19 protein-coding genes and 1 pseudogene are annotated in these 18,625 nt (G+C 61.5%); 9 read left to right on the top strand and 11 right to left on the bottom strand.

Annotation, left to right across the window (positions count from 1 at the left end):
• From ABY403_RS03295 to mutM, 8 genes are all read right to left on the bottom strand, one after another.
• Positions 1 to 2,043 (bottom strand): DNA gyrase subunit B (locus ABY403_RS03295; protein WP_372838777.1); only part of this gene is annotated, 2,043 nt, incomplete at its 3' end.
• A gap of 70 nt (positions 2,044 to 2,113) precedes the next feature.
• Positions 2,114 to 2,545, bottom strand: coding sequence for a VOC family protein (locus tag ABY403_RS03300; RefSeq protein WP_372838780.1), 432 nt, complete (start codon positions 2,543 to 2,545; stop codon positions 2,114 to 2,116).
• A gap of 106 nt (positions 2,546 to 2,651) precedes the next feature.
• A complete protein-coding gene (gene recF, locus ABY403_RS03305; protein WP_372838783.1) occupies positions 2,652 to 3,725 on the bottom strand; it encodes a DNA replication/repair protein RecF in 1,074 nt (357 codons plus the stop codon).
• 58 nt (positions 3,726 to 3,783) lie between these two features.
• Positions 3,784 to 4,902 carry a DNA polymerase III subunit beta gene (gene dnaN, locus ABY403_RS03310; protein ID WP_372838786.1) on the bottom strand — a complete coding sequence of 373 codons (1,119 nt, stop codon included), beginning with the start codon at positions 4,900 to 4,902 and terminating at the stop codon, positions 3,784 to 3,786.
• A gap of 110 nt (positions 4,903 to 5,012) precedes the next feature.
• The gene (gene dnaA / locus ABY403_RS03315) at positions 5,013 to 6,389 is read right to left on the bottom strand and encodes a chromosomal replication initiator protein DnaA (RefSeq protein WP_372838789.1); all 1,377 of its coding nucleotides are present in this window, start codon (positions 6,387 to 6,389) and stop codon (positions 5,013 to 5,015) included.
• A 482-nt stretch (positions 6,390 to 6,871) separates the two neighbouring features.
• Positions 6,872 to 7,138 (bottom strand): 30S ribosomal protein S20, encoded by a 267-nt coding sequence (gene rpsT / locus ABY403_RS03320; protein ID WP_372838792.1) that lies wholly within the window; start codon positions 7,136 to 7,138, stop codon positions 6,872 to 6,874.
• Positions 7,139 to 7,230: 92 nt separating this feature from the next.
• Entirely contained in the window at positions 7,231 to 8,007 is a 777-nt protein-coding gene (locus ABY403_RS03325; RefSeq protein WP_372838794.1) for an enoyl-CoA hydratase, read from the bottom strand.
• A 60-nt stretch (positions 8,008 to 8,067) separates the two neighbouring features.
• Positions 8,068 to 8,919 (bottom strand): bifunctional DNA-formamidopyrimidine glycosylase/DNA-(apurinic or apyrimidinic site) lyase, encoded by an 852-nt coding sequence (mutM, locus tag ABY403_RS03330; protein ID WP_372838796.1) that lies wholly within the window; start codon positions 8,917 to 8,919, stop codon positions 8,068 to 8,070.
• A 79-nt stretch (positions 8,920 to 8,998) separates the two neighbouring features.
• Between mutM and ubiE the strand changes: the two genes are divergently transcribed.
• Positions 8,999 to 9,751, top strand: a complete 753-nt coding sequence (ubiE, locus tag ABY403_RS03335; protein WP_372838798.1) for a bifunctional demethylmenaquinone methyltransferase/2-methoxy-6-polyprenyl-1,4-benzoquinol methylase UbiE — start codon at positions 8,999 to 9,001, stop codon at positions 9,749 to 9,751.
• Between the two features lies 1 nt (position 9,752).
• Positions 9,753 to 11,285 carry a 2-polyprenylphenol 6-hydroxylase gene (gene ubiB / locus ABY403_RS03340; RefSeq protein ID WP_372838799.1) on the top strand — a complete coding sequence of 511 codons (1,533 nt, stop codon included), beginning with the start codon at positions 9,753 to 9,755 and terminating at the stop codon, positions 11,283 to 11,285.
• On the opposite strand, the gene ABY403_RS03345 is transcribed toward ubiB, so the two are convergent.
• Together ABY403_RS03345 and ABY403_RS03350 are read right to left on the bottom strand one after the other, a co-directional pair.
• Positions 11,282 to 11,959 carry a flagellar hook capping FlgD N-terminal domain-containing protein gene (locus tag ABY403_RS03345; protein ID WP_372838802.1) on the bottom strand — a complete coding sequence of 226 codons (678 nt, stop codon included), beginning with the start codon at positions 11,957 to 11,959 and terminating at the stop codon, positions 11,282 to 11,284. The genes ubiB and ABY403_RS03345 overlap by 4 nt on opposite strands.
• Positions 11,960 to 11,971: 12 nt before the next feature.
• Positions 11,972 to 12,877: a flagellar hook-length control protein FliK gene (locus ABY403_RS03350; RefSeq protein ID WP_372838804.1), complete on the bottom strand. Its 906-nt coding sequence runs from the start codon at positions 12,875 to 12,877 to the stop codon at positions 11,972 to 11,974.
• 683 nt (positions 12,878 to 13,560) lie between these two features.
• Between ABY403_RS03350 and ABY403_RS03355 the strand changes: the two genes are divergently transcribed.
• From ABY403_RS03355 to ABY403_RS03385, 7 genes are all read left to right on the top strand, one after another.
• Complete coding sequence (locus ABY403_RS03355) at positions 13,561 to 14,103, top strand: hypothetical protein (protein WP_372838807.1); 543 nt, start codon at positions 13,561 to 13,563, stop codon at positions 14,101 to 14,103.
• Between the two features lie 463 nt (positions 14,104 to 14,566).
• A complete protein-coding gene (locus ABY403_RS03360) occupies positions 14,567 to 14,782 on the top strand; it encodes a rod-binding protein (protein WP_372838810.1) in 216 nt (71 codons plus the stop codon).
• The gene (locus ABY403_RS03365) at positions 14,775 to 15,116 is read left to right on the top strand and encodes a hypothetical protein (RefSeq protein ID WP_372838811.1); all 342 of its coding nucleotides are present in this window, start codon (positions 14,775 to 14,777) and stop codon (positions 15,114 to 15,116) included. The genes ABY403_RS03360 and ABY403_RS03365 overlap by 8 nt, the downstream gene beginning before the upstream one ends.
• Before the next feature lie 210 nt (positions 15,117 to 15,326).
• Positions 15,327 to 16,547, top strand: a complete 1,221-nt coding sequence (locus ABY403_RS03370) for a flagellin (protein WP_372838814.1) — start codon at positions 15,327 to 15,329, stop codon at positions 16,545 to 16,547.
• An 87-nt stretch (positions 16,548 to 16,634) separates the two neighbouring features.
• Entirely contained in the window at positions 16,635 to 17,012 is a 378-nt protein-coding gene (gene flaF / locus ABY403_RS03375) for a flagellar biosynthesis regulator FlaF (RefSeq protein WP_372838817.1), read from the top strand.
• Positions 17,009 to 17,416 carry a flagellar biosynthesis repressor FlbT gene (gene flbT / locus ABY403_RS03380; protein WP_372838820.1) on the top strand — a complete coding sequence of 136 codons (408 nt, stop codon included), beginning with the start codon at positions 17,009 to 17,011 and terminating at the stop codon, positions 17,414 to 17,416. Before flaF ends, flbT begins: the two co-directional genes overlap by 4 nt.
• Positions 17,413 to 18,234 (top strand): DUF1217 domain-containing protein, encoded by an 822-nt coding sequence (locus tag ABY403_RS03385; protein WP_372838823.1) that lies wholly within the window; start codon positions 17,413 to 17,415, stop codon positions 18,232 to 18,234. Before flbT ends, ABY403_RS03385 begins: the two co-directional genes overlap by 4 nt.
• Here the strand turns inward: ABY403_RS03385 and fliI are convergent.
• A pseudogene (gene fliI, locus ABY403_RS03390) lies at positions 18,231 to 18,625 on the bottom strand (flagellum-specific ATP synthase FliI); the annotation flags it as partial. The gene ABY403_RS03385 and the pseudogene fliI sit on opposite strands and share 4 nt — an antisense overlap.

Consider the following 18,625-nt stretch of genomic DNA (forward strand, 5'->3'; position numbering starts at 1 on the left):
CCCGTCAAGCGTGCGCACCTCTTCCACGCCGCGCAGAATCCGGGCAAAGCGCAACCCGTGGTCTTGCGTGGGTCGCCCTTGCCAGCCACGCTCATATTCCACCGCAACAAGGTCCAGCCGCGCTGCAACCGCATTGGCCACGCCCTGCGCATCGGCATCCAGCCTGCCCGGCACCAGCGCCCCGGCGATCGCGGATTGTTCAAGTATCCGCTGCGGGTAATGCGTCGGGAATGCCTGAAGGATGCGCCGCACCGTGCGGCCCTCATCAAGCACGCGGGCCAGATCGGCACCCACGATTTCCTCGCCGCTGCCCAACCGCAGCGTCGCCCCTTCGATCCCCTGCTGAATCAGAAAATCTTCAAGCGCCGCCTGATCCTTGAGGTAAACCTCTGATTTGCCACGCGCGACTTTGTAAAGCGGCGGCTGCGCGATATACAGAAAGCCCCCTTCGATAACCTGCGGCATCTGCCGGAAAAAGAAGGTCAGCAGCAGGGTGCGAATATGCGCGCCGTCCACGTCGGCATCGGTCATGATGATGATCTTGTGGTAACGCAATTTCGCGATGTTGAACTCGTCGCGCCCGATCCCGGTGCCAAGGGCGGTAATCAGCGTGCCCACCGTTTCCGAGGCCAGCATCCGGTCAAACCGCGCCCGCTCGACGTTCAGGATCTTGCCCCGAAGCGGCAGAACCGCCTGATTTTTCCGTGCCCGCCCCTGCTTGGCCGAGCCGCCGGCGCTGTCACCCTCGACGATGAAGATTTCGCTCAACGCCGGGTCTTTTTCCTGACAATCGGCCAACTTGCCGGGCAGGCTCGCCACGTCCATCGCGGTCTTGCGGCGCGTCAGGTCGCGCGCTTTGCGCGCCGCCTCGCGCGCCAGCGCCGCCTCGACGATCTTGCCGACGATAACCTTGGCTTGGCCGGGGTTTTCCTCGAACCATTCGCTCAGCTTTTCGTTCACCAGGTTCTCGACCGCCGGACGCACTTCGCTTGAAACAAGCTTGTCTTTCGTCTGGCTGGAAAACTTCGGGTCCGGCACTTTGACCGACAGCACGCAGGTCAGCCCTTCGCGCGCGTCATCGCCGGTAAAATCAACCTTCTCGCGCTTGGCGATGCCAGAGCTTTGCGCATAGGCATTGATGGTGCGCGTCAACGCACCGCGAAACCCCGCCATGTGGGTGCCGCCGTCGCGCTGCGGGATGTTGTTGGTAAAGGGCAACACGGTTTCGTGGTAGCTGTCATTCCACCACATCGCCACTTCAACCGAAATGCCGTTTTTCTCGCCGACAATATAGATCGGGTCTGACATCACCGGGGTTTTCGAACGGTCGAGGTAGCGCACATATTCACGCACCCCGCCTTCATAGAAAAGCTCGGTCTTCAGCGGCTCTACCGGGCGCTCGTCGATCAGCGTGATGCGCACGCCCGAGTTCAAAAACGCCAGTTCCCGAAGCCGTGTTTCAAGCGTCTTGAAGCTGTAATCGAGGTTCGTGAAGGTCTGGGTCGAGGCCAGAAACCGCACTTCGGTGCCGCGCTGCCCTGCGGCGGCTGGCCCGACGACGCGCAGATGCTCCGACGTGTCGCCATGCACGAAGCGGGCGAAATGTTCCTTACCGTCGCGCCAGATGCGCAGCTCCAACCACTCGCTCAGCGCGTTCACCACCGAAACGCCGACACCGTGCAGACCGCCCGAAACCTTGTAGCTGTTCTGGTCGAATTTGCCGCCCGCGTGCAATTGGGTCATGATAACTTCGGCCGCCGAAACGCCCTCGCCCTCATGAATCCCGGTGGGAATGCCGCGTCCGTTATCGTGCACGGAAACCGATGAATCGGCATGAATCGTCACGGTCACAAAGTCGGCATGGCCCGCAAGTACCTCGTCGATGCCGTTGTCAACCACCTCATACACCATGTGGTGCAGACCCGACCCATCGTCGGTATCGCCGATATACATGCCGGGGCGTTTGCGAACCGCCTCCAACCCTTTGAGGACCTTGATGGAATCGGCGCCGTATTCGCTCGGCGTCACTGCGTTTTCGGTCATGCCTGCCTACCTTGGATCTTGCCTCCCGCTTATAGGGGATAGGGGGCGCATTGTCACGCGCGCGGGGCAATTATCCCGCCACTGGCAAGGTCAGGCTGCCATCTTCGGCCAATGGCCAAAACGGGTTCATCGCAAGTTCCCACACATGTCCGTCGGGGTCGGCGAAATAGCCCGAATACCCACCCCAGAAAACCTCTCGCGGGGCCTTGAGTTCGCGCGCCCCGGCGGCCAGTGCGCAGGCAAAGGCCGCGTCCACCTCGGCCTTGGTGGCAAAGTTTTGCGCCAACGTCATCGCACCCGTGCCAAGCGCCGTTCCCGGCCTGCCCTGATCGGCGGCAAGATCATCACGCCCAAACAGCCCCAGCACCGCGCCCAACATCTGAAAGAACACCACCCCGTCCTGCGCCGATGCAACCTGCCAGCCCCAGGCTTCATAAAAGGCCCGCGATCGCTTCAGATCATCCACGCCAAGCGTGATCAGTGTTACCCGCTGCGGAGTCATGCTCCCCCCTGCTCCACGAACGCGCATCAAACCTTTCCAAAGCGTTAAAGTAGTCAATATTATAAAATAAAAACCGCGATATAGCTACTTTAACACGCGTGTTAAGCTAAGGCGAAGCCACCACCACTCCCGCACCCTCGCGCAGCTCGATCTGCTGCGCCCGCCCCCCAAGCTCGGCAAAAAGCTCGGCCCCGGTGCCGGTCATGAAGGCCTGCACCCCAAGCGCGCAAATCTCGTCAAACAGCGCCGCCCTGCGCCCCGCATCCAGATGCGCGGCCACCTCATCCAGCAAAAGCACGGGCGGGCTGCCCGTATCCTCCGCCAAGGCCCGCGCATTCGCCAGAATCACCGAAATCAGCAGCGCCTTCTGCTCGCCCGTCGAGGCCTGCGCCGCAGGCATCGCCTTGGCCGCATGATGCGCGATCAGATCGGCCCGATGCGGCCCCTCCAACGTGCGCCCCGCCGCCATGTCCCGCGCCCGCCCCTCGGCCAGCGCCGCGCCAAGATCTGCCGGTCCCTCGCCTTCAAGCGCCAGATCGGGTGCAGGAAAGGCCGTCGCAGCCCCTTGCTGCGCCGCCATGATCCGCGCTAGGGCCGCCGCCCGGTTTTCATTGATCGCAGCACCCGCACCCGCCATCTGCGCCTCCAGCGCCCCATACCAGACCGGATCGCGCACCATGTCTTTCAAAAGCCGGTTCCGCTCGCGCATCGCTTTTTCATAGGCAAGCACATCCTCTGCATGGCCCGGCCGAAACGCCATCGTCAGCCGGTCCAGAAATCGCCGCCGCCCCTCCGGTGCCTCAATCCACAGCCGGTCCATCGCAGGCACCAGCCAAAGCACCCGCATCAGCCGCCCCAGCGCCACCTGCGCCACAGACTTGCCGTCAACCAATACCTCGCGCGCCCCACCCGGTGCCGCGAAAGTCTCTACCTCATGCCCAACCCCGCCCGCCACCGCCAGCTCGGCGCGGATCTTCCAGCCCAACTCACCCGGCCGCCGCGCCAATTCGTCCGCGCCAGCACGCCGCAAGCCGCGCCCCGGCGACAGCATCGACACTGCTTCCAGAATATTGGTTTTGCCTGCCCCGTTTGGCCCGTAAATCGCCACTGGCCGCCCATCGAGCGCCAAATCCAGTTGCGAGTGTGATCGAAACTGCAACAGCGTCAGCCGGGTCAGCACGGCACTTCCCCCTGCTTCAGGCAAAATATCCGCGCCGCAGGCACCGGGCGAAGCCCGGTCAGACCCGCATCGGCATCACAACATAGACCGCCGAGGTATCGTTGCCCTCGCGCATCAAGGTAGGGTCACCCGACGAGTTGAACAGGAATACCGCGTTCTCGCGGTCTACCTGGCTGGCGATTTCCAGCAGATACTTTGCGTTGAACCCGATCTCGAGCCGATCGTCCGAATAGGCCACCGCGAGTTCTTCCTCGGCGGCACCCGCATCGGGCGCGTTCACTGAAAGCACCAAACGGTCTTCATCAAGGCTCAGCTTCACCGCGCGCGAGCGTTCCGACGAAACCGTCGCCACCCGATCCACGGCGCGGGCAAACTCTGCCGCGTCAACTTCCAGCCGCCGCGTGTTGCCCACCGGAATGACGCGCGTGTAGTCGGGGAAGGTGCCGTCGATCACCTTCGAGGTCAGGGTGATCGTCGGCGTGGCAAAGCGCACCTTGGTTTCGGAAACCGAAACCGCGATGACCGCCTCGTCGTCTTCCAAAAGCTTGCGCATTTCGCCCACGGTCTTGCGCGGCACGATCACGCCCGGCATCCCCGCAGCACCCTCGGGCAGTGGTGCATCAATGCGGGCGAGGCGGTGGCCGTCGGTGGCCACACAGCGCAGCACCGGGCCGGAATCGCCCTGCGATACATGCATGTAGACGCCGTTCAGATAGTAGCGCGTCTCTTCGGTTGAAATCGCGAACTTCGACTTGTCGAACAGCCGCCGCAGCATCGGCGCGGGGGCGGAAAAATTGGCGCTGTATTCCGTGGTAGTCATTACCGGGAAATCTTCGCGCGGCAGCGTCGCAAGGTTGAAGTGCGAGCGTCCCGCCTGCACGGAAAGCCGACCCGTTGCCGGATCATCGGCAAGGCTGACCAAAGCACCGTCGGGCAGTTTGCGCACGATCTCATGCAGCATCACCGCCGAAACCGTGGTCGCCCCGGCACGCTCGACCATGGCGGGCGCGCGATCCACCACCTCGATGTCAAGATCGGTGGCGCGGAAGGACGCGGTGGCACCCTCTGCCTCGATCAGCACGTTTGCAAGAATCGGGATCGTGTTGCGTCGTTCCACGACCGACTGCGCCTGTGCGACCGCTTTCAGCAGTGCCGCGCGTTCGATGCTGATCTTCATGTTTTACCCCCAAAGGCTGCCGGGAGCGGAAAACTATCAGTTTTCCGCGCAGGCTCAAGATTTTTAAAGACTTGTCCACGCCATCGACGGCCCGTCAAGGCCTCGTAGCGTCATGCCTCCAGCAAGCGGCGCAAAAGGTCGATGTCTTCGGCCATTTGATTGTCTGCGCCCTTCAGCTCTTCAACCTTGCGGATGCCGTGCATGATGGTCGTGTGATCGCGCCCGCCGAAGCGTCGCCCGATCTCTGGCAAGCTGCGGGTGGTCATCTGTTTGGCCAGATACATCGCGATCTGGCGCGGACGCGCAATCGTGCGCACCCGCTTTGGGCCGATCAGATCCGACAGGCGCACGTTATAGTGCTCGGCCACCTTGCGCTGGATTTCCTCGATCGAAACCTTGCGGTCCGACGCGCGCAAGATGTCCGACAGACATTCTTGCGCCAGATCGAGTGTGATTTCGCGTCCTACGAGGCTGGCAAAGGCAAAAAGTCGCGTCAGCGCGCCTTCCAGCACCCGCACGTTTGTGGTGATGCGATGCGCCAGAAACTCCAGCACGCCATCGGCAAGCACAAGGCCGGGATATTGGCTACGATAGTTCTCGGCCTTGCTTTGCAGGATACCAAGCCGAAGTTCGTAGTCGGCCGGGTGCAGATCGACCACTAGTCCGCATTGCAGGCGGCTTTTGATTCGATCTTCGAGGTCCTTGATTTCGCCGGGCGCGCGGTCGGCGGAAATCACGATCTGTTTGCGCTGATCTACCAGTGCGTTGAACGTGTGGAAGAACTCGTCTTGCGTGCTGTCTTTTCCCGCAATGAACTGCACATCATCGACCATCAGCACATCGACAGAGCGGAAAAGTTCTTTAAAATCCATGATTTGACGTTCGCGCAGCGCCAAAACAAAGCGATACATGAACTGTTCAGCCGAAAGATACAGCACGCGCAAGCCTGGCTGCTGGGTGCTCAGCTCATGCGCAATGGCGTGCATGAGGTGGGTCTTGCCCAAACCGACGCCGCCATAAAGAAACAGCGGATTGAAGGTTACCGGCCCGCCTTCGGCCACCCTGCGTGCTGCGGCATGTGCAAGCTCGTTGGGTTTGCCGACAACGAAACTGTCGAATGTGAAGCGCGCATCAAGCGGCGCGCCAAGCAACTCTCCGTCGCCCGAGCGCGCGGCGCGGCGCGGCTGCACCTCAATTGCGGGCGCAGCAGCGGCAGCCGGCGCGGCGATCGGGGTGGCCGCTCGCCGTTCGGCCACGCGCAGATCAAGCCGCAGCGCCTTGGCACCGGAGGCGTTCAGTTCTCGCAAGATATGTTCCGAGTAGTTGCGCGAAACCCAGTCGCACATGAATCGCGTGGGTGCCTCGATCGCAGCAATAGAATCATCAAGCGCCACAAGCGCGAGCGGCTCGATCCAGCAAGAAAAGTTGTTCGCACCCAAAACGCGGAAAAGCTCGCCCCGTGTCTTTTCCCAATAGTCGCCAATCATTCGGCCATCCCCGCAGCGTAATCGCTCGCGACTTCGACGCCGGTAGGAATCGCCAAACAACGCACCAATTCGGAAAGGTTAAGTCGGGGCCAGCACCCCAAACCCTTCCGCCTCAGTGGCGGTAAGACGAAAGACATGAAACTTCGGCTACAGAAACGCCTGTAGTCAACAGCCCTTAAAGCAATTCGGCGCAAATGCCGACCTTGCCATTCGCATTACGCTGCCTTGTATACGGCAGTCTGACCAGCGGCCCAAAGGCCGTGGGTCGTGCAATGCGTCATGTCCCCCAGACAACGTGAATCGCAAGGACTACGCTAGCAACTCGGAAGCGGGCCACGCAACCAAACTTCGAGCTTGACTCAGAAATGTCGCAGCGAATCTGTCTCGCGTGACACAGTTTTCGTAAGTCATTGTTTTTAAACAAAATACAAAAGGGCGCTACCCGAAGGTGCGCCCTTTGCCGAACAGTTTGTACTTTTAGATCAGACAGCCAGCGCTTTTGCGCGGGCGTTCAGGCGCGACATTTTGCGCGCCAGGGTGTTCTTGTGAAGCACGCCTTTGGTGACACCACGTGCCAACTCCGGCTCCGCCGCGCGCAGCGCGGTAACAGCGGCGTCTGCACTGCCAGAGGCGAGCGCTTCTTCAACCTTGCGCAAGAAAGTGCGAATCCGCGAACGGCGCGCTTTGTTGACATCGTTGCGGCGCTCGTTCTGGCGTGCGCGCTTCTTGGATTGGGGCGTATTGGCCATGTGTCGATGTTCCGATTTCGGTAGGTAATCCTGAAGCCGCGCTTCTATGCGCGACTCATGAGCAAGTCAACTGGGCGGGGCGAGAAAAACACCTAGCGGTCGCGGAATTGCGGTTGGCGCTTCTCAAGAAAGGCGTTCATGCCTTCTTTCTGGTCTTCGGTAGCGAACAACGCGTGGAACACGCGCCGCTCATAAAGGATGCCTTCGCGCAAGGTGGTCTCGTAGGCGCGGTTGACCGATTCTTTCACCACCATCGCGCTTAGCGCAGACTTCGCGGCGATCTTGCGTGCGGCATCCATCGCCTCGGGAATCAGCTTGCCCACGGGCACAACGCGGCTGACGAGGCCTGAACGTTCTGCTTCTGCGGCGTCCATGAAGCGGCCGGTCAGATGCATGTCCATCGATTTCGACTTGCCGACGAATCGGGTTAGCCGCTGCGTGCCACCGATGCCTGCCACCACGCCGAGGTTGATTTCGGGCTGCCCGAACTTGGCGGTTTCGGATGCGATGATGAAATCGCACATCATCGCCAGCTCGCAGCCGCCGCCGAGCGCATAGCCCGAGACCGCGGCGATGATCGGTTTGCGCACGCGCAAGAGATCATCGGTCTGCGTGCCGAAATAATCCGAGGTGAACATGTCGACAAACGACTTTTCGGACATTTCCTTGATGTCGGCACCCGCCGCAAATGCCTTTTCCGAGCCGGTAAGGACGATGCAGCGCACCTTGTCATTCTTGTCTGCGGCTTTCAGCACCTCTGCGAGTTCGTTCAGAAGCTGCGCGTTGAGCGCATTGAGCGCCTCGGGGCGATTGAGCCGGATCAGGGCCACGTTGTCTTCAATCTCGACGATCAGGGTTTGGTAGGCCATTGCGCGCCCCTTTACTGAAGTTCGGAGGCGACTCCTAACACTCAGGTGGCGATTATCAAGCTATCTCTGGCAAGAGGGGCAGAGGTAGCTTGACCGGCCCCCCTGCGTGATGCGCCGGATGGTGCCGTTGCAACCGGGGCGCGGGCAGGGTGCCCCCTCGCGGTCATAGACCCGGAAAACGTGTTGAAAATAACCTAGCTCGCCGTCGGTCTGGCGGTGATCGCGCAGGCTTGATCCACCCGCCTCGATCGCTTCGGACAATACCTGACGGATGATCGGCACCAACGCGGCCACGCGCGCCGCGCTGATCCGACCTGCCGCGCGCCGTGGGTCGATGGCCGCGCGGTGCAGCACCTCGCTTGCATAAATATTGCCAAGACCCGCCACGACGCGCTGATCCAGCAGCGCCGTCTTGATCGGGGATGCGCGCCCTTTCAGGCGCGCCACGAGGTAGTCTTCATCAAACTCGTTGCCAAATGGCTCTGGCCCGATGTCTCGCAACAGCCAGTGGCTGGCTGCCGCATCGGTCGCCATCAGGTCCATCGCACCAAATCGGCGGGCGTCGTTAAAGGTGACGCGCGCGCCTGCGTCCATATGCAGCACCACATGGTCATGCTTTTGCGCGGCGGGGTGAGGATGGTGAAAATTGCCCGGCATGGTGCCGGAGACCAACATCCGCCCAGACATGCCAAGGTGAATCAAAAGCGATTCGCCGCTGGAAAGGTCTGCCAGCAGATATTTAGACCGCCTGCGGAGCATTATAACGCGTGCGCCTTGCAACCGTTCGGCCATGCGCGCAGGCAGCGGCCAGCGCAGATCGGGGCGCCGAATCTCGGCCCGCTCGATCACGTGGCCTTCCATCGCCGGTGCAAGACCACGGCGCACGGTTTCCACTTCGGGCAGTTCCGGCATGGCTCTTCCTCGCGTTGCCGCATTGTCTTGGCCGCTGTGCCGCCTATAAGGGGGGCAGCATTCAGGATCGGCAAGGCCCATGACCGAAAACACCCAGAACACCACGCATTTTGGCTTTCAAACCGTCAGCGAGGGCGAGAAGGCCGGAATGGTGCACGGGGTATTCACCCGCGTTGCTTCAAAATACGACATCATGAACGACTTGATGAGCCTTGGTATCCACCGGCTTTGGAAAGACGCGATGATGGATTGGCTGGCACCGCGCGCGGGGCAGAGACTGCTCGATATGGCGGGCGGCACCGGCGATGTTGCCTTTCGGTTTCTTGGTCGTGCACCGGGGGCCACGGCGACCGTCTGCGATATGACCGAAAGCATGTTGCTGGAGGGTCAGAAGCGGGCCGAGGCCGAAAACCTAGCCAGTCGGCTGGAATGGGTCGTGGCCGATGCAATGGCGCTGCCGTTTGCCGACAATTTCTATGATGTTTTCACCATGAGTTTCGGCATCCGCAACGTCACGCGTATTCAGGATGTGCTGTCAGAGGCGTTCCGCGTGCTGCGCCCCGGTGGGCGGCTGATGGTGCTTGAGTTCAGCCAGTTGCCGAACCCGGCGCTGCAATGGGCCTATGACCGCTATTCGTTCAACGTGATCCCGGTTTTGGGCGAACTCGTCGCCAATGACAGGGCAAGCTATCAGTACCTTGTCGAATCGATCCGCAAGTTCCCCGATCAGGAGAGCTTTGCGCGCATGATCCGCGCGGCGGGTTTTGAACAAGTGAAATACCGCAATCTGAGCATGGGCATTGCCGCGCTCCATTCGGGTTGGAAGCTCTAGGATGCGGGGCCCGCACAACCTTTGGCGGCTGATCATCACCGGCGCCACTTTCGAGCGAACCGGCGCGATGAAGCTGGCACTCGAAGCGTTGGAAGTGCCGCCGCGGCTGCGGTTGCTGGCGCGCGTGCTGGGCTGGCCCTTTGCGTGGCTGGGCCTAAAGGGTGACCCGGCGCTGCCGCCGATTACCCGCGCGCTAACGGCGCTTGGCCCTGCCTACATCAAGTTCGGGCAGGTGCTTTCAACCCGCCCAGATGTCGTGGGCGTAGAGCTGGCCGAGCAGCTTATGGTGCTGCAAGACCGCCTGCCGCCGTTTTCAGTGGCCGAGGCCAAGGCTTCGATCGCGTCCGAGCTGGGCCGGCCTGTGGACGCGATCTTTTCAGAGTTTTCCGAGCCTGTCGCTGCCGCCTCGATCGCACAGGTCCATGCCGCGCGGCGCGTCGATACCGGCGTGAAGGTGGCGGTCAAGATACTTCGCCCCGGCATCGAGCGGGCGTTCCAGAAAGACCTCGACGCTTTCCACTTTGCCGCAAGGATGATCGAGTTCATCTCGCCCTCGTCGCGCCGCCTGCGCCCTTCGGACGTGGTCGCGCATTTCGAAAGCGTGGTGCTGGGCGAGCTTGATCTGCGGATGGAAGCCGCGGCGGCGCTTGAGTTTTGCGCCAATACCGCCGAGGATTTGGGTTTTGCCGCACCCCGCCCACATTGGGATCTGTCTGCGCGCCGAGTGATGACGCTCGATTGGGTCGATGGTATCGCGATGGGCGATATCGAAGGGTTGCGGGCCGCCGGGCATGACCTTGCAGAACTTTCCGGGAGGGTGCTTCAGCTATTTCTCAGCCATGCGCTGCGCGATGGGTATTTTCATGCCGACATGCATCAGGGCAACCTGAAGGTGGCGGCCAACGGTGACATCATTGCCTATGATTTCGGCATCATGGGCCAGATCGACGAATATTCGCGCCGCGTCTACGCCGAAATCCTGATGGGCTTTATCCGCAAGGATTACCGGCGCGTGGCCGAGGTGCATTTCGAGGCAGGCTATGTGCCGCGCGACCGTTCGGTTGACGATTTCGCACGTGCCCTGCGCGCGGTGGGCGAACCGATCTTCGGTATGCAGGCAAGCAACATTTCGATGGCGCGATTGCTTGCCTATCTTTTTGAAGTCACAGAACGGTTCGGCATGCAAACGCGCACCGAACTGATTCTGTTGCAACGCACGATGGTGGTGGTCGAGGGGGTCGCACGCTCGCTGAACCCATCGCTCAACATGTGGGAGGTGGCCAAGCCAGTGGTCGCCACATACATCCGCCAGAACCTCGGTCCGCGCGCCATGGCACGCGACCTTGCGCGCAGCGCGCGCGTGCTTGCGCGGTTCGGGCCGAAATTGCCGGGCATTGTCGAAAACATGTTGCAACAGCAGGCCGCGCCGCAAAAACCGCCACCTGAACCTCGGCGCGCGCGCGATGTGGCGCTGTTTGCCGCAGGTGGCACGCTGGTTGGTGTTCTTGCGCTGTTGCTGGTGGCGCTGGCCTAGTTCGCAGCAGGCGCGGCGCGCAACGCCGTGATCTCGTCTGCGCCAACGGTTGCCCCACCTGCCAGAACTAGGGTGGTGCCGTTTGCGCCGCCGCGCGCCTCGGTGATGCGCGAATAGACCTCGACCATGTCATTTGAAATCATGGTGCCGCTGGCGTCGTAGCTTTCAAGATAAAAGCTGTATTGCCCCGGCATGAAGGCATCGCCCGTGCTGTCCTGCCCGGTCCAGTTGATCGGATCCGAGGATACCGCGATTTCGGTGCGCGCCACCTCTTGCCCGATAGAGTTTAGGGTGACCAAAATGGTGCGGTCGGCCTTGGCGGGCGGGTTTGGCGAGAGCGTCACAGGAGTTGCGCCATCGAATTGCACCGGCGCTGCGGTGCGCGCCTCCATTCCCACCCAGCTTGCAAATTGCGCCATGCCCAAAAGACCCATTTGCGCCGAGAGCGATTCGAGCAACTGGTTGCTTTTGACCTGCTGTTCGACACCCGAAAAGGTAGCCAGTTGCACCGCGTAATCAGAGCTTTCGATCGGGTTGAGCGGGTCTTGGTTTTGCATTTGCGTGGTCAGCATCATCAGAAAGGTCTGATAATCACTGTTCACCGTCGCGCTGTCGGATGACTGAGCGGTGCTGCCACTGCTGCCCGAGGATTGGCCATTCACGGCGTATACCATTCTGATTTCCTTTCAGAGCCTTAGGTCAAGTCCGCCAGAGGCGGATGATAAGGGTTGCGCGTGTGTTGCACCGATACTGGTCGCGGAGCGGGCGGCCTGTGCCTGCGGCTCTTGCGGCTGGGGGGCGGTTGGCGCGGGCGACTCGGCGTGCTGCTGGTGGTGCTGCGGTCGGTCGCCGAAACTGAAGCTGATGTTGGAATAGCCAAGGTCGCGAAAATCGCGCGCGAGCTGGTCGATATGGCGGCGGATAAGATCGAGCGTTTCCGGCCGTTCGGCCTGCATTGCAACTGATACGCCGTGTTCGACCGTGGTGAGGGTCATGCGCAGGCGACCAAGCTCTTCCGGTGCAAGCGATACCTCTACAACCCGCTCGGTGCTTTGCGCGACCGAGGCTATGATTTGGCGCACCACCGCCGCGCCGGTTTCGGCGCTTTGTAGGGGTGGCGCGAAGGTGCCGGCGGCAGGTTTTTCGCTGCTGCCCGGAAGTGCAGGCTGCACGCCGATCTCGGGGTCGATGCCGTGGCGGGCAGTTTGGTCGGGCGTTAGCGCGGTGCTTTCGAAATGAACCCGCGCGCCGGATTCGGGCGGTGCGTCACGGCCTGGGGCCGCTGGTGATGGTGCGAGCTTGGCAAGATGCGCTGGCTCGGCCTGAACCTTCGGGATGGCATCGCGCGGCGTCGCTAAATCAGCCAGCGGCAATGCGTTGCGAGTATCAGGCGGCGCAGGCGATGCCGAATTGGCGGGCGTGCCGCCGCCGCTTGTGCCCAAGGAATCCGGGGCGGGAGTTTCCATTTCATATGCGCCGCGCCCGACATGCAAATGCGTTTTGGGCGTGTCAACTTCGCCAGTGTTGGGCGGGGCTGGAACACTCGGGGTCGGTGGAATATCTGCGACCGCGCGTGACAAATCGATCGTCATTGCAGCTGACGCTGGCTGGGCGGGGGGGGTGATAAGGTCTACCGGCGCAGGTGATGCTGCGGCAAACACTGCGGCGGGTAGGCCGGGCGCGGTGGTCCCGGCATCGCGGAAAGAGCGCACTGCGGGCGTTGATTCCTCGCGCGCAACGGGCTTGGTGCGAGCATCGATATGCGGTTCGGTGCTGTCGGGTGCGGTGGTTTGCGCTTCAACCCGGCTCTGGTGTTGGGGGTCGCGTGGCTGGCCTGCGCTTTTCGCGGCGATAAGCGAAGCATCAGGCGCGGCAACTGCGGGCGCATTCGTAGCAGGTCCGCTTGCGGTAAGACCGGCTATTGCCGGCGTTTTGGTGGCCGCGGTTGCTTGTGCCAACTGGTCTGGCCCGGGCTGTTTGCCGAGTTCGCGTGGTCGAGTTGGAACTGTCATTGGAGCCGGTGCGGGCCACTGTGCCGGGTCTGGCGTGGCGTGCGCGGGCGCGGTGCCAATCGCTGGCGTCGCGCTTGGGACCTTTGCCGTTTGCATGGGCTTGGCGGCCAGCTGTGGTTGCGCCTCTTGCATTTCTGCCGCAGGCGCGCGCTTGGGTGGCATCGGGTCGGCGTGGCGATTTTCAGGCGCAACTTCAATGTGTTGCACATTCTTGTCGGAAATGGGGCGCGAAGCCGTAGCGGTGCGCCCGACGGATTGGGCTTGTGAAGCGGTGCCGAAAACGGCCCCTTCTGGTGCTGGTGCTGGTGCTGGTGCTGGTGCTGGTGCTGGTGCTGGTGCTGGTGCTGGTGCTGGTGCTGGTGCTGGTGCTGGTGCTGGTGCTGGTGCTGGTGCTGGTGCGATTGCGATTGCGGTTGCGGTTGCCGCGCTTTGCGCCTGCTGTGCCCTTGGAATCGCGGCGTCGGTGCCGAGAGGCGCTGCTTCGGGTGCCCGAGGGGCATTTGTGGCGGGCATCGTTTGGGCAGGCACACATGAGGTGCCCGGCCATGGTGCGGATGCCGCTTCTGATAGCTGGTCTGATTGCCCCGTTTCACGGCATGGCCCCTTTTCAGCCGCTTCAGCCGCGCGCGGTTCATGTGCCTGATCGACAGAAGGCTCTGTGCCCTCAGGCGGCGATGCAGGCGGCGGGTCTGGGGCTTGGGGCGGCGAAACGGGCGACCCCGCCCGAAGCGGAAGCGCAAAGTCGGCGTCTGGCACAGCGGGGGCAGAGGTTGCGGTGTTCCGAGGTTGGGCGACGTCGGGCATAGCCCCGGCGGTCGCCGCACCGGGTGCGGAGACCGTGTCTTGTGGCGACTTAGGCTGCAGGTTCGGGGACTGGGGCGACGAAAAGGGCGGATCTGCCGGAAGCGGTAGCGCAAAGCCGGTATCAGGAAGGGCGAGGGCGGGCACCGACACATCGGTGGACGCAGGCAAAAGCGCGAAAAGCGCTGAGAACGCCCCATCTGGCGCAGCCGCGCCCGCAGGGCTTGCCGCTGTGGCGGGAGCGGCACCGCCAAAGATATCGCGAGTTGCGATGATATCCATGACCTGAACGACCTTCTGCCGTTGATGCAGGCACCATGGCAGCGGGAAGTTACCGCTTCTTTACCCGGTTCTGCCCATATTCAGGAAAATTGCTGCATTTGGAGCTTTCGGATGCCTGACCCCGTGCTGCCCTCTGCCTTTGCCCGACCTCAGCAACCAGCGAAACAGGAAAGGGAGGCCCTGCACATGGCATTGACCGAGCTGGAGTCGATGTTTCTTTCCGAGATGCTTGAAAGCGCGGGCCTTGGGCAAACGAGCGAAAGCTTTGGGGGCGGCGTCGGTGAAGAACAGTTCGCCTCGTTCCTGCGGCAGGAACAGGCAGGCCAGATGGCGCGAGCGGGCGGCATCGGCCTTGCCGAAGCCATGTTCGCCTCGCTTGCGCACGGAGCAAGTGATGAGTGAGTTCGCGCAAACCATCGAGTTGCTGGAGCAGGTCTTTGATGTCGAACGCCACGCGATTCGCACTGGCGAGTTTTCTGGCTTGGCCGAGCTTGCCACGCGCAAGGAGGCGCTGATCGGCAATCTGCGCGGTGCACCTGCGGATGCGCTGGACCATCTTCGCGCCCGCGCGCAAGAAAACCAGCGTCTGCTGGCCGCGGCCCTGAAAGGCGTGCGCGCGGCCCAGCGCCGTCTGGATACGATCACCCGCGCAAGCCGCAGCCTGAACAGCTATGACGCGCTTGGTCGCGCCCGCACCATCGCCTCAGGAGGCTCGCAGGTAGAGCGGCGCGCGTAAGCAGTTTTATAAAAATTGCGCCAAATATCAGCCGCATGATCCGCGCCACTTAGCGAGTTCTTAGAACTTGAGGCGCAGTTTTGTCGCACATCCCGAAGGATGGCACGGCACCCGGGCAAAGCCCCGGCCCGTTCCGGCACGAAAGCCCAAGTTACCCCGATCCGGGGAGTGTGAAACCCGGTGCAAAGCACCGATTGCAAAGGACTTGTCATGTCAAGCATTCTGACGAACTCCAGCGCCATGGTGGCGCTGCAAACCCTTCGGGGCATCAACAGCGGTCTTGCCAAGACCCAGTCCGAAATCTCCACTGGCAAATCCATCTCGTCGGCCAAGGACAACGCCGCGGTCTGGGCAATTTCCAAAGTCATGGAGTCGGACGTGCAGGGATTCAAAGCAATTTCGGACAGCCTCGCGCTGGGCGAATCGACCGTTGCGGTGGCGCGAAAGGCGTCTGAAACCATTACCGATCTTCTGACCAGCATGAAGGAAAAAATCGTTGCTGCGCAAGAAGATAACGTTGACCGCGGCAAGCTGCAAACAGACATCGACGCGCTGGTGGATCAGATCACTTCGGTGGTCGGCGCCGCACAGTTCAACGGATTGAATCTGGTCGACGGGTCAACAGGTTCTGCCGATATTCTGGCGTCTCTCGATCGTGATGCATCGGGTGGTGTGACAGCTTCGTCGATTTCCGTGACCGCGCAGAACCTTTCGACCGGCAGCTATGTCAGCAACAATGTGTTTTCCGCCTCTACCGGTGGCGTGATTTCAACCGACGCCGACACCTTCGTGCTTACGCTCGATCAGGGCGGTGGCTCGGACGATATCACCATCGCGGATGGTACGAACGCTTGGGCGGCCGGCGACAAGATCACCATGCGAATTGGGGACAAGACAGCATCCTATACGGTTTCGGAAAACGACGTGGCCAGCGGTAACAACACTGTTGCCGACCTGATTTCGGTTGGCATGAAGAACGCGATCGATGCGCTGGGCATTGATGGGCTGACCGTCGACTATGACAGCGGCACGGTTGGAACGCTGGTCTTTACCAACGATGGAACTGCCGACCTATCGGTCAGCGGCCAGTATTCCAATGCATCCTCGGGCGGGTTGGGTGCGCTTGCCTCCATCGATGTCTCTAGCGCGGCGAACGCCACTACGGCGCTTGCCTCGATCGAAACACTGATCGGCACCGCGGTCGATGCGGCCTCGGCGTTCGGTTCTGTCGGGGGACGCATCAGCATCCAGTCAGAGTTTATCTCGAACCTTTCTGACTCGATGAAGGCCGGGATTAGCTCATTGGTCGATGCCGATATGGAGGAAGCCTCTGCGCGGTTGCAGGCGCTGCAAACCCAGCAACAACTAGGCATCCAAGCGCTGTCGATTGCCAACCAGCAGCCGCAGAATATCCTAGCGCTGTTCAGGTAAGAGCAAAGGGGCGCCCAAAGCGGCGCCCCCATTCACCGACGCGGCAAAGCCGTGATCTGAAGCATCATTCCACTGGAAGGATTTCCCGTGAACGCGACAACCATGGCCAAAACGGCCTATTCCGCGCCTGGCCAGCCTACGCGCACCGCACGCGGCATCGAATACGAGATTTTCGCGCGCATCACACATCGGCTAAAGGCGGCTGCAAGCCTTGGTGATGCCGGTTTCAATGCACTTGCGCAGGCGCTTCATGAAAACCGCAGGCTTTGGACCACGCTTGCCGCAGATGTTGCCGACCCCGGCAATCAACTGCCTGCCCCGCTTCGCGCGCGTATTTTTTATCTGGCCGAGTTCACCGACAAGCACACGCGCAAGGTGCTGGCAGGCGATTCTGGCCCCGACGTGCTGGTAGAGATCAACACCGCCATCATGCGGGGTCTCAGGCAAGACGGGCGCGCCGCATGACTGGTCTTGTGCTCAAACTCGCGCCCAAGGAAAGGGTGCTGATCAACGGCGCGGTCATCGAAAACGGTGAGCGCCGATCCCGGCTTGCGATCATGACACCCAACGCGCATATCCTTCGGCTGCGCGACGCGATCCACCCAGAAGCGGTCAACACCCCGGTGCGCCGCGTCTGCTATATCGCTCAACTCGTGCTATCGGGAGACGCGGATTCGCACGATGCGCAGATGCAACTGCTGCGCGGGATCGAACAGCTTAGTCAGGTTTTGACCGATCATGACAGCCGCGTGCAGCTCACCCTCGCCACCGCCTTCGTGCTAGACAATCAGCACTATCAGGCGCTGAAGGCGCTACGCAGCCTGCTACCACGCGAAGAGCGGCTGATGGCTGCGGCCGGGCACCGATGAGCTTTGCCCCGGTCATTCCTTTATCCGGTTATGCCGGGTGGAAGTTTCTTGGCAGAACCCTGCAAACGCAGCAGGCGGCATTTGCCGCCTCTGCAAGCCGGCAGCGCGACGAAGACCATTTTCGAGAAAATATCGCAAACATCACCACTGCCGAAGATCTGGTTGCCGACCGGCGTCTGCTGAAAGTGGCGCTGGGTGCCTTCGGCCTCGATGCAGACATCGACAACCGTTATTTCATCCGCAAGGTGCTTGAGGAAGGCACTCTTGATTCAGCGGATCTTGCCAACCGGCTTTCTAACAAAAGCTATGCCGAGCTTTCGCTCGCTTTCGGCTTTGGTGACCATACCGTGCCGCGCACCCAGTTAGCAGATTTCCCAGACGAGATTTTGGCCGCGTATCGCGAAAGGCAATTCGAAGTGGCGGTGGGCGAGGCTGACAATTCGATGCGCCTTGCGCTTCATGCGCAGCGTGAACTGCCGTTGCTGGCCGCGAAATCGACCAGTGCGGTGACCAAATGGTATTCCGTGATAGGTTCGCCGCCGCTGGCAGAGGTCATGCGCACGGCCTTCGGCTTTCCCGAAAGCTTCAGTGCGACCGATGTCGATGCACAGGCCTCGAACCTGCAACGCAAGGCTGAAGCGATGTTCGGCAGTTCGGATCCGGCGATATTTGCTGAACCGGTCAATGTGGAAAAGCTGGTGAAGATGTATCTTCTGCGCGCGCAATCCGCCACCGGGTCGGTTTCACCGCAATCGGCTGCGTTGCAACTTTTGCAGCAGGGCGCTGCATCGCGCAGCACACTTTCGCTGCGGCTTTAACCCGCCGGGGCAAGGTATTCGGCAAGCTGCGCGAAGCTATCGACAATCGTGCCGGTTTCGTCCTCGGCCAGAAACGCATCAAGCGCTGGCCAGACACGCAGTGCTTCGTCGACCAGCGGGTCAGAGCCAGCGGTGTAAAGCCCTGCCTGGATCATCATTTCAGCGCGGTCATAGGCACCAAGCAGGCGCCGGGCCTGTGCGATCAGGGCGTTTTCAGGGGCCGTTGCCGCCGCGGGCAGCGAACGGGATACCGACCGCAGCAGATCAATGGCCGGAAAACGCCCGCGTTCGGCAATGCTGCGCTCTAGCACCACATGCCCGTCGAGTACGCCGCGAAGGATATCGGCAATGGGCTCCTCCATGTCGGAACCCGCAACAAGAACGGAAAAAA

The organism is Phaeovulum sp., from assembly GCF_041596715.1.
Lineage (GTDB): Bacteria > Pseudomonadota > Alphaproteobacteria > Rhodobacterales > Rhodobacteraceae > UBA6213.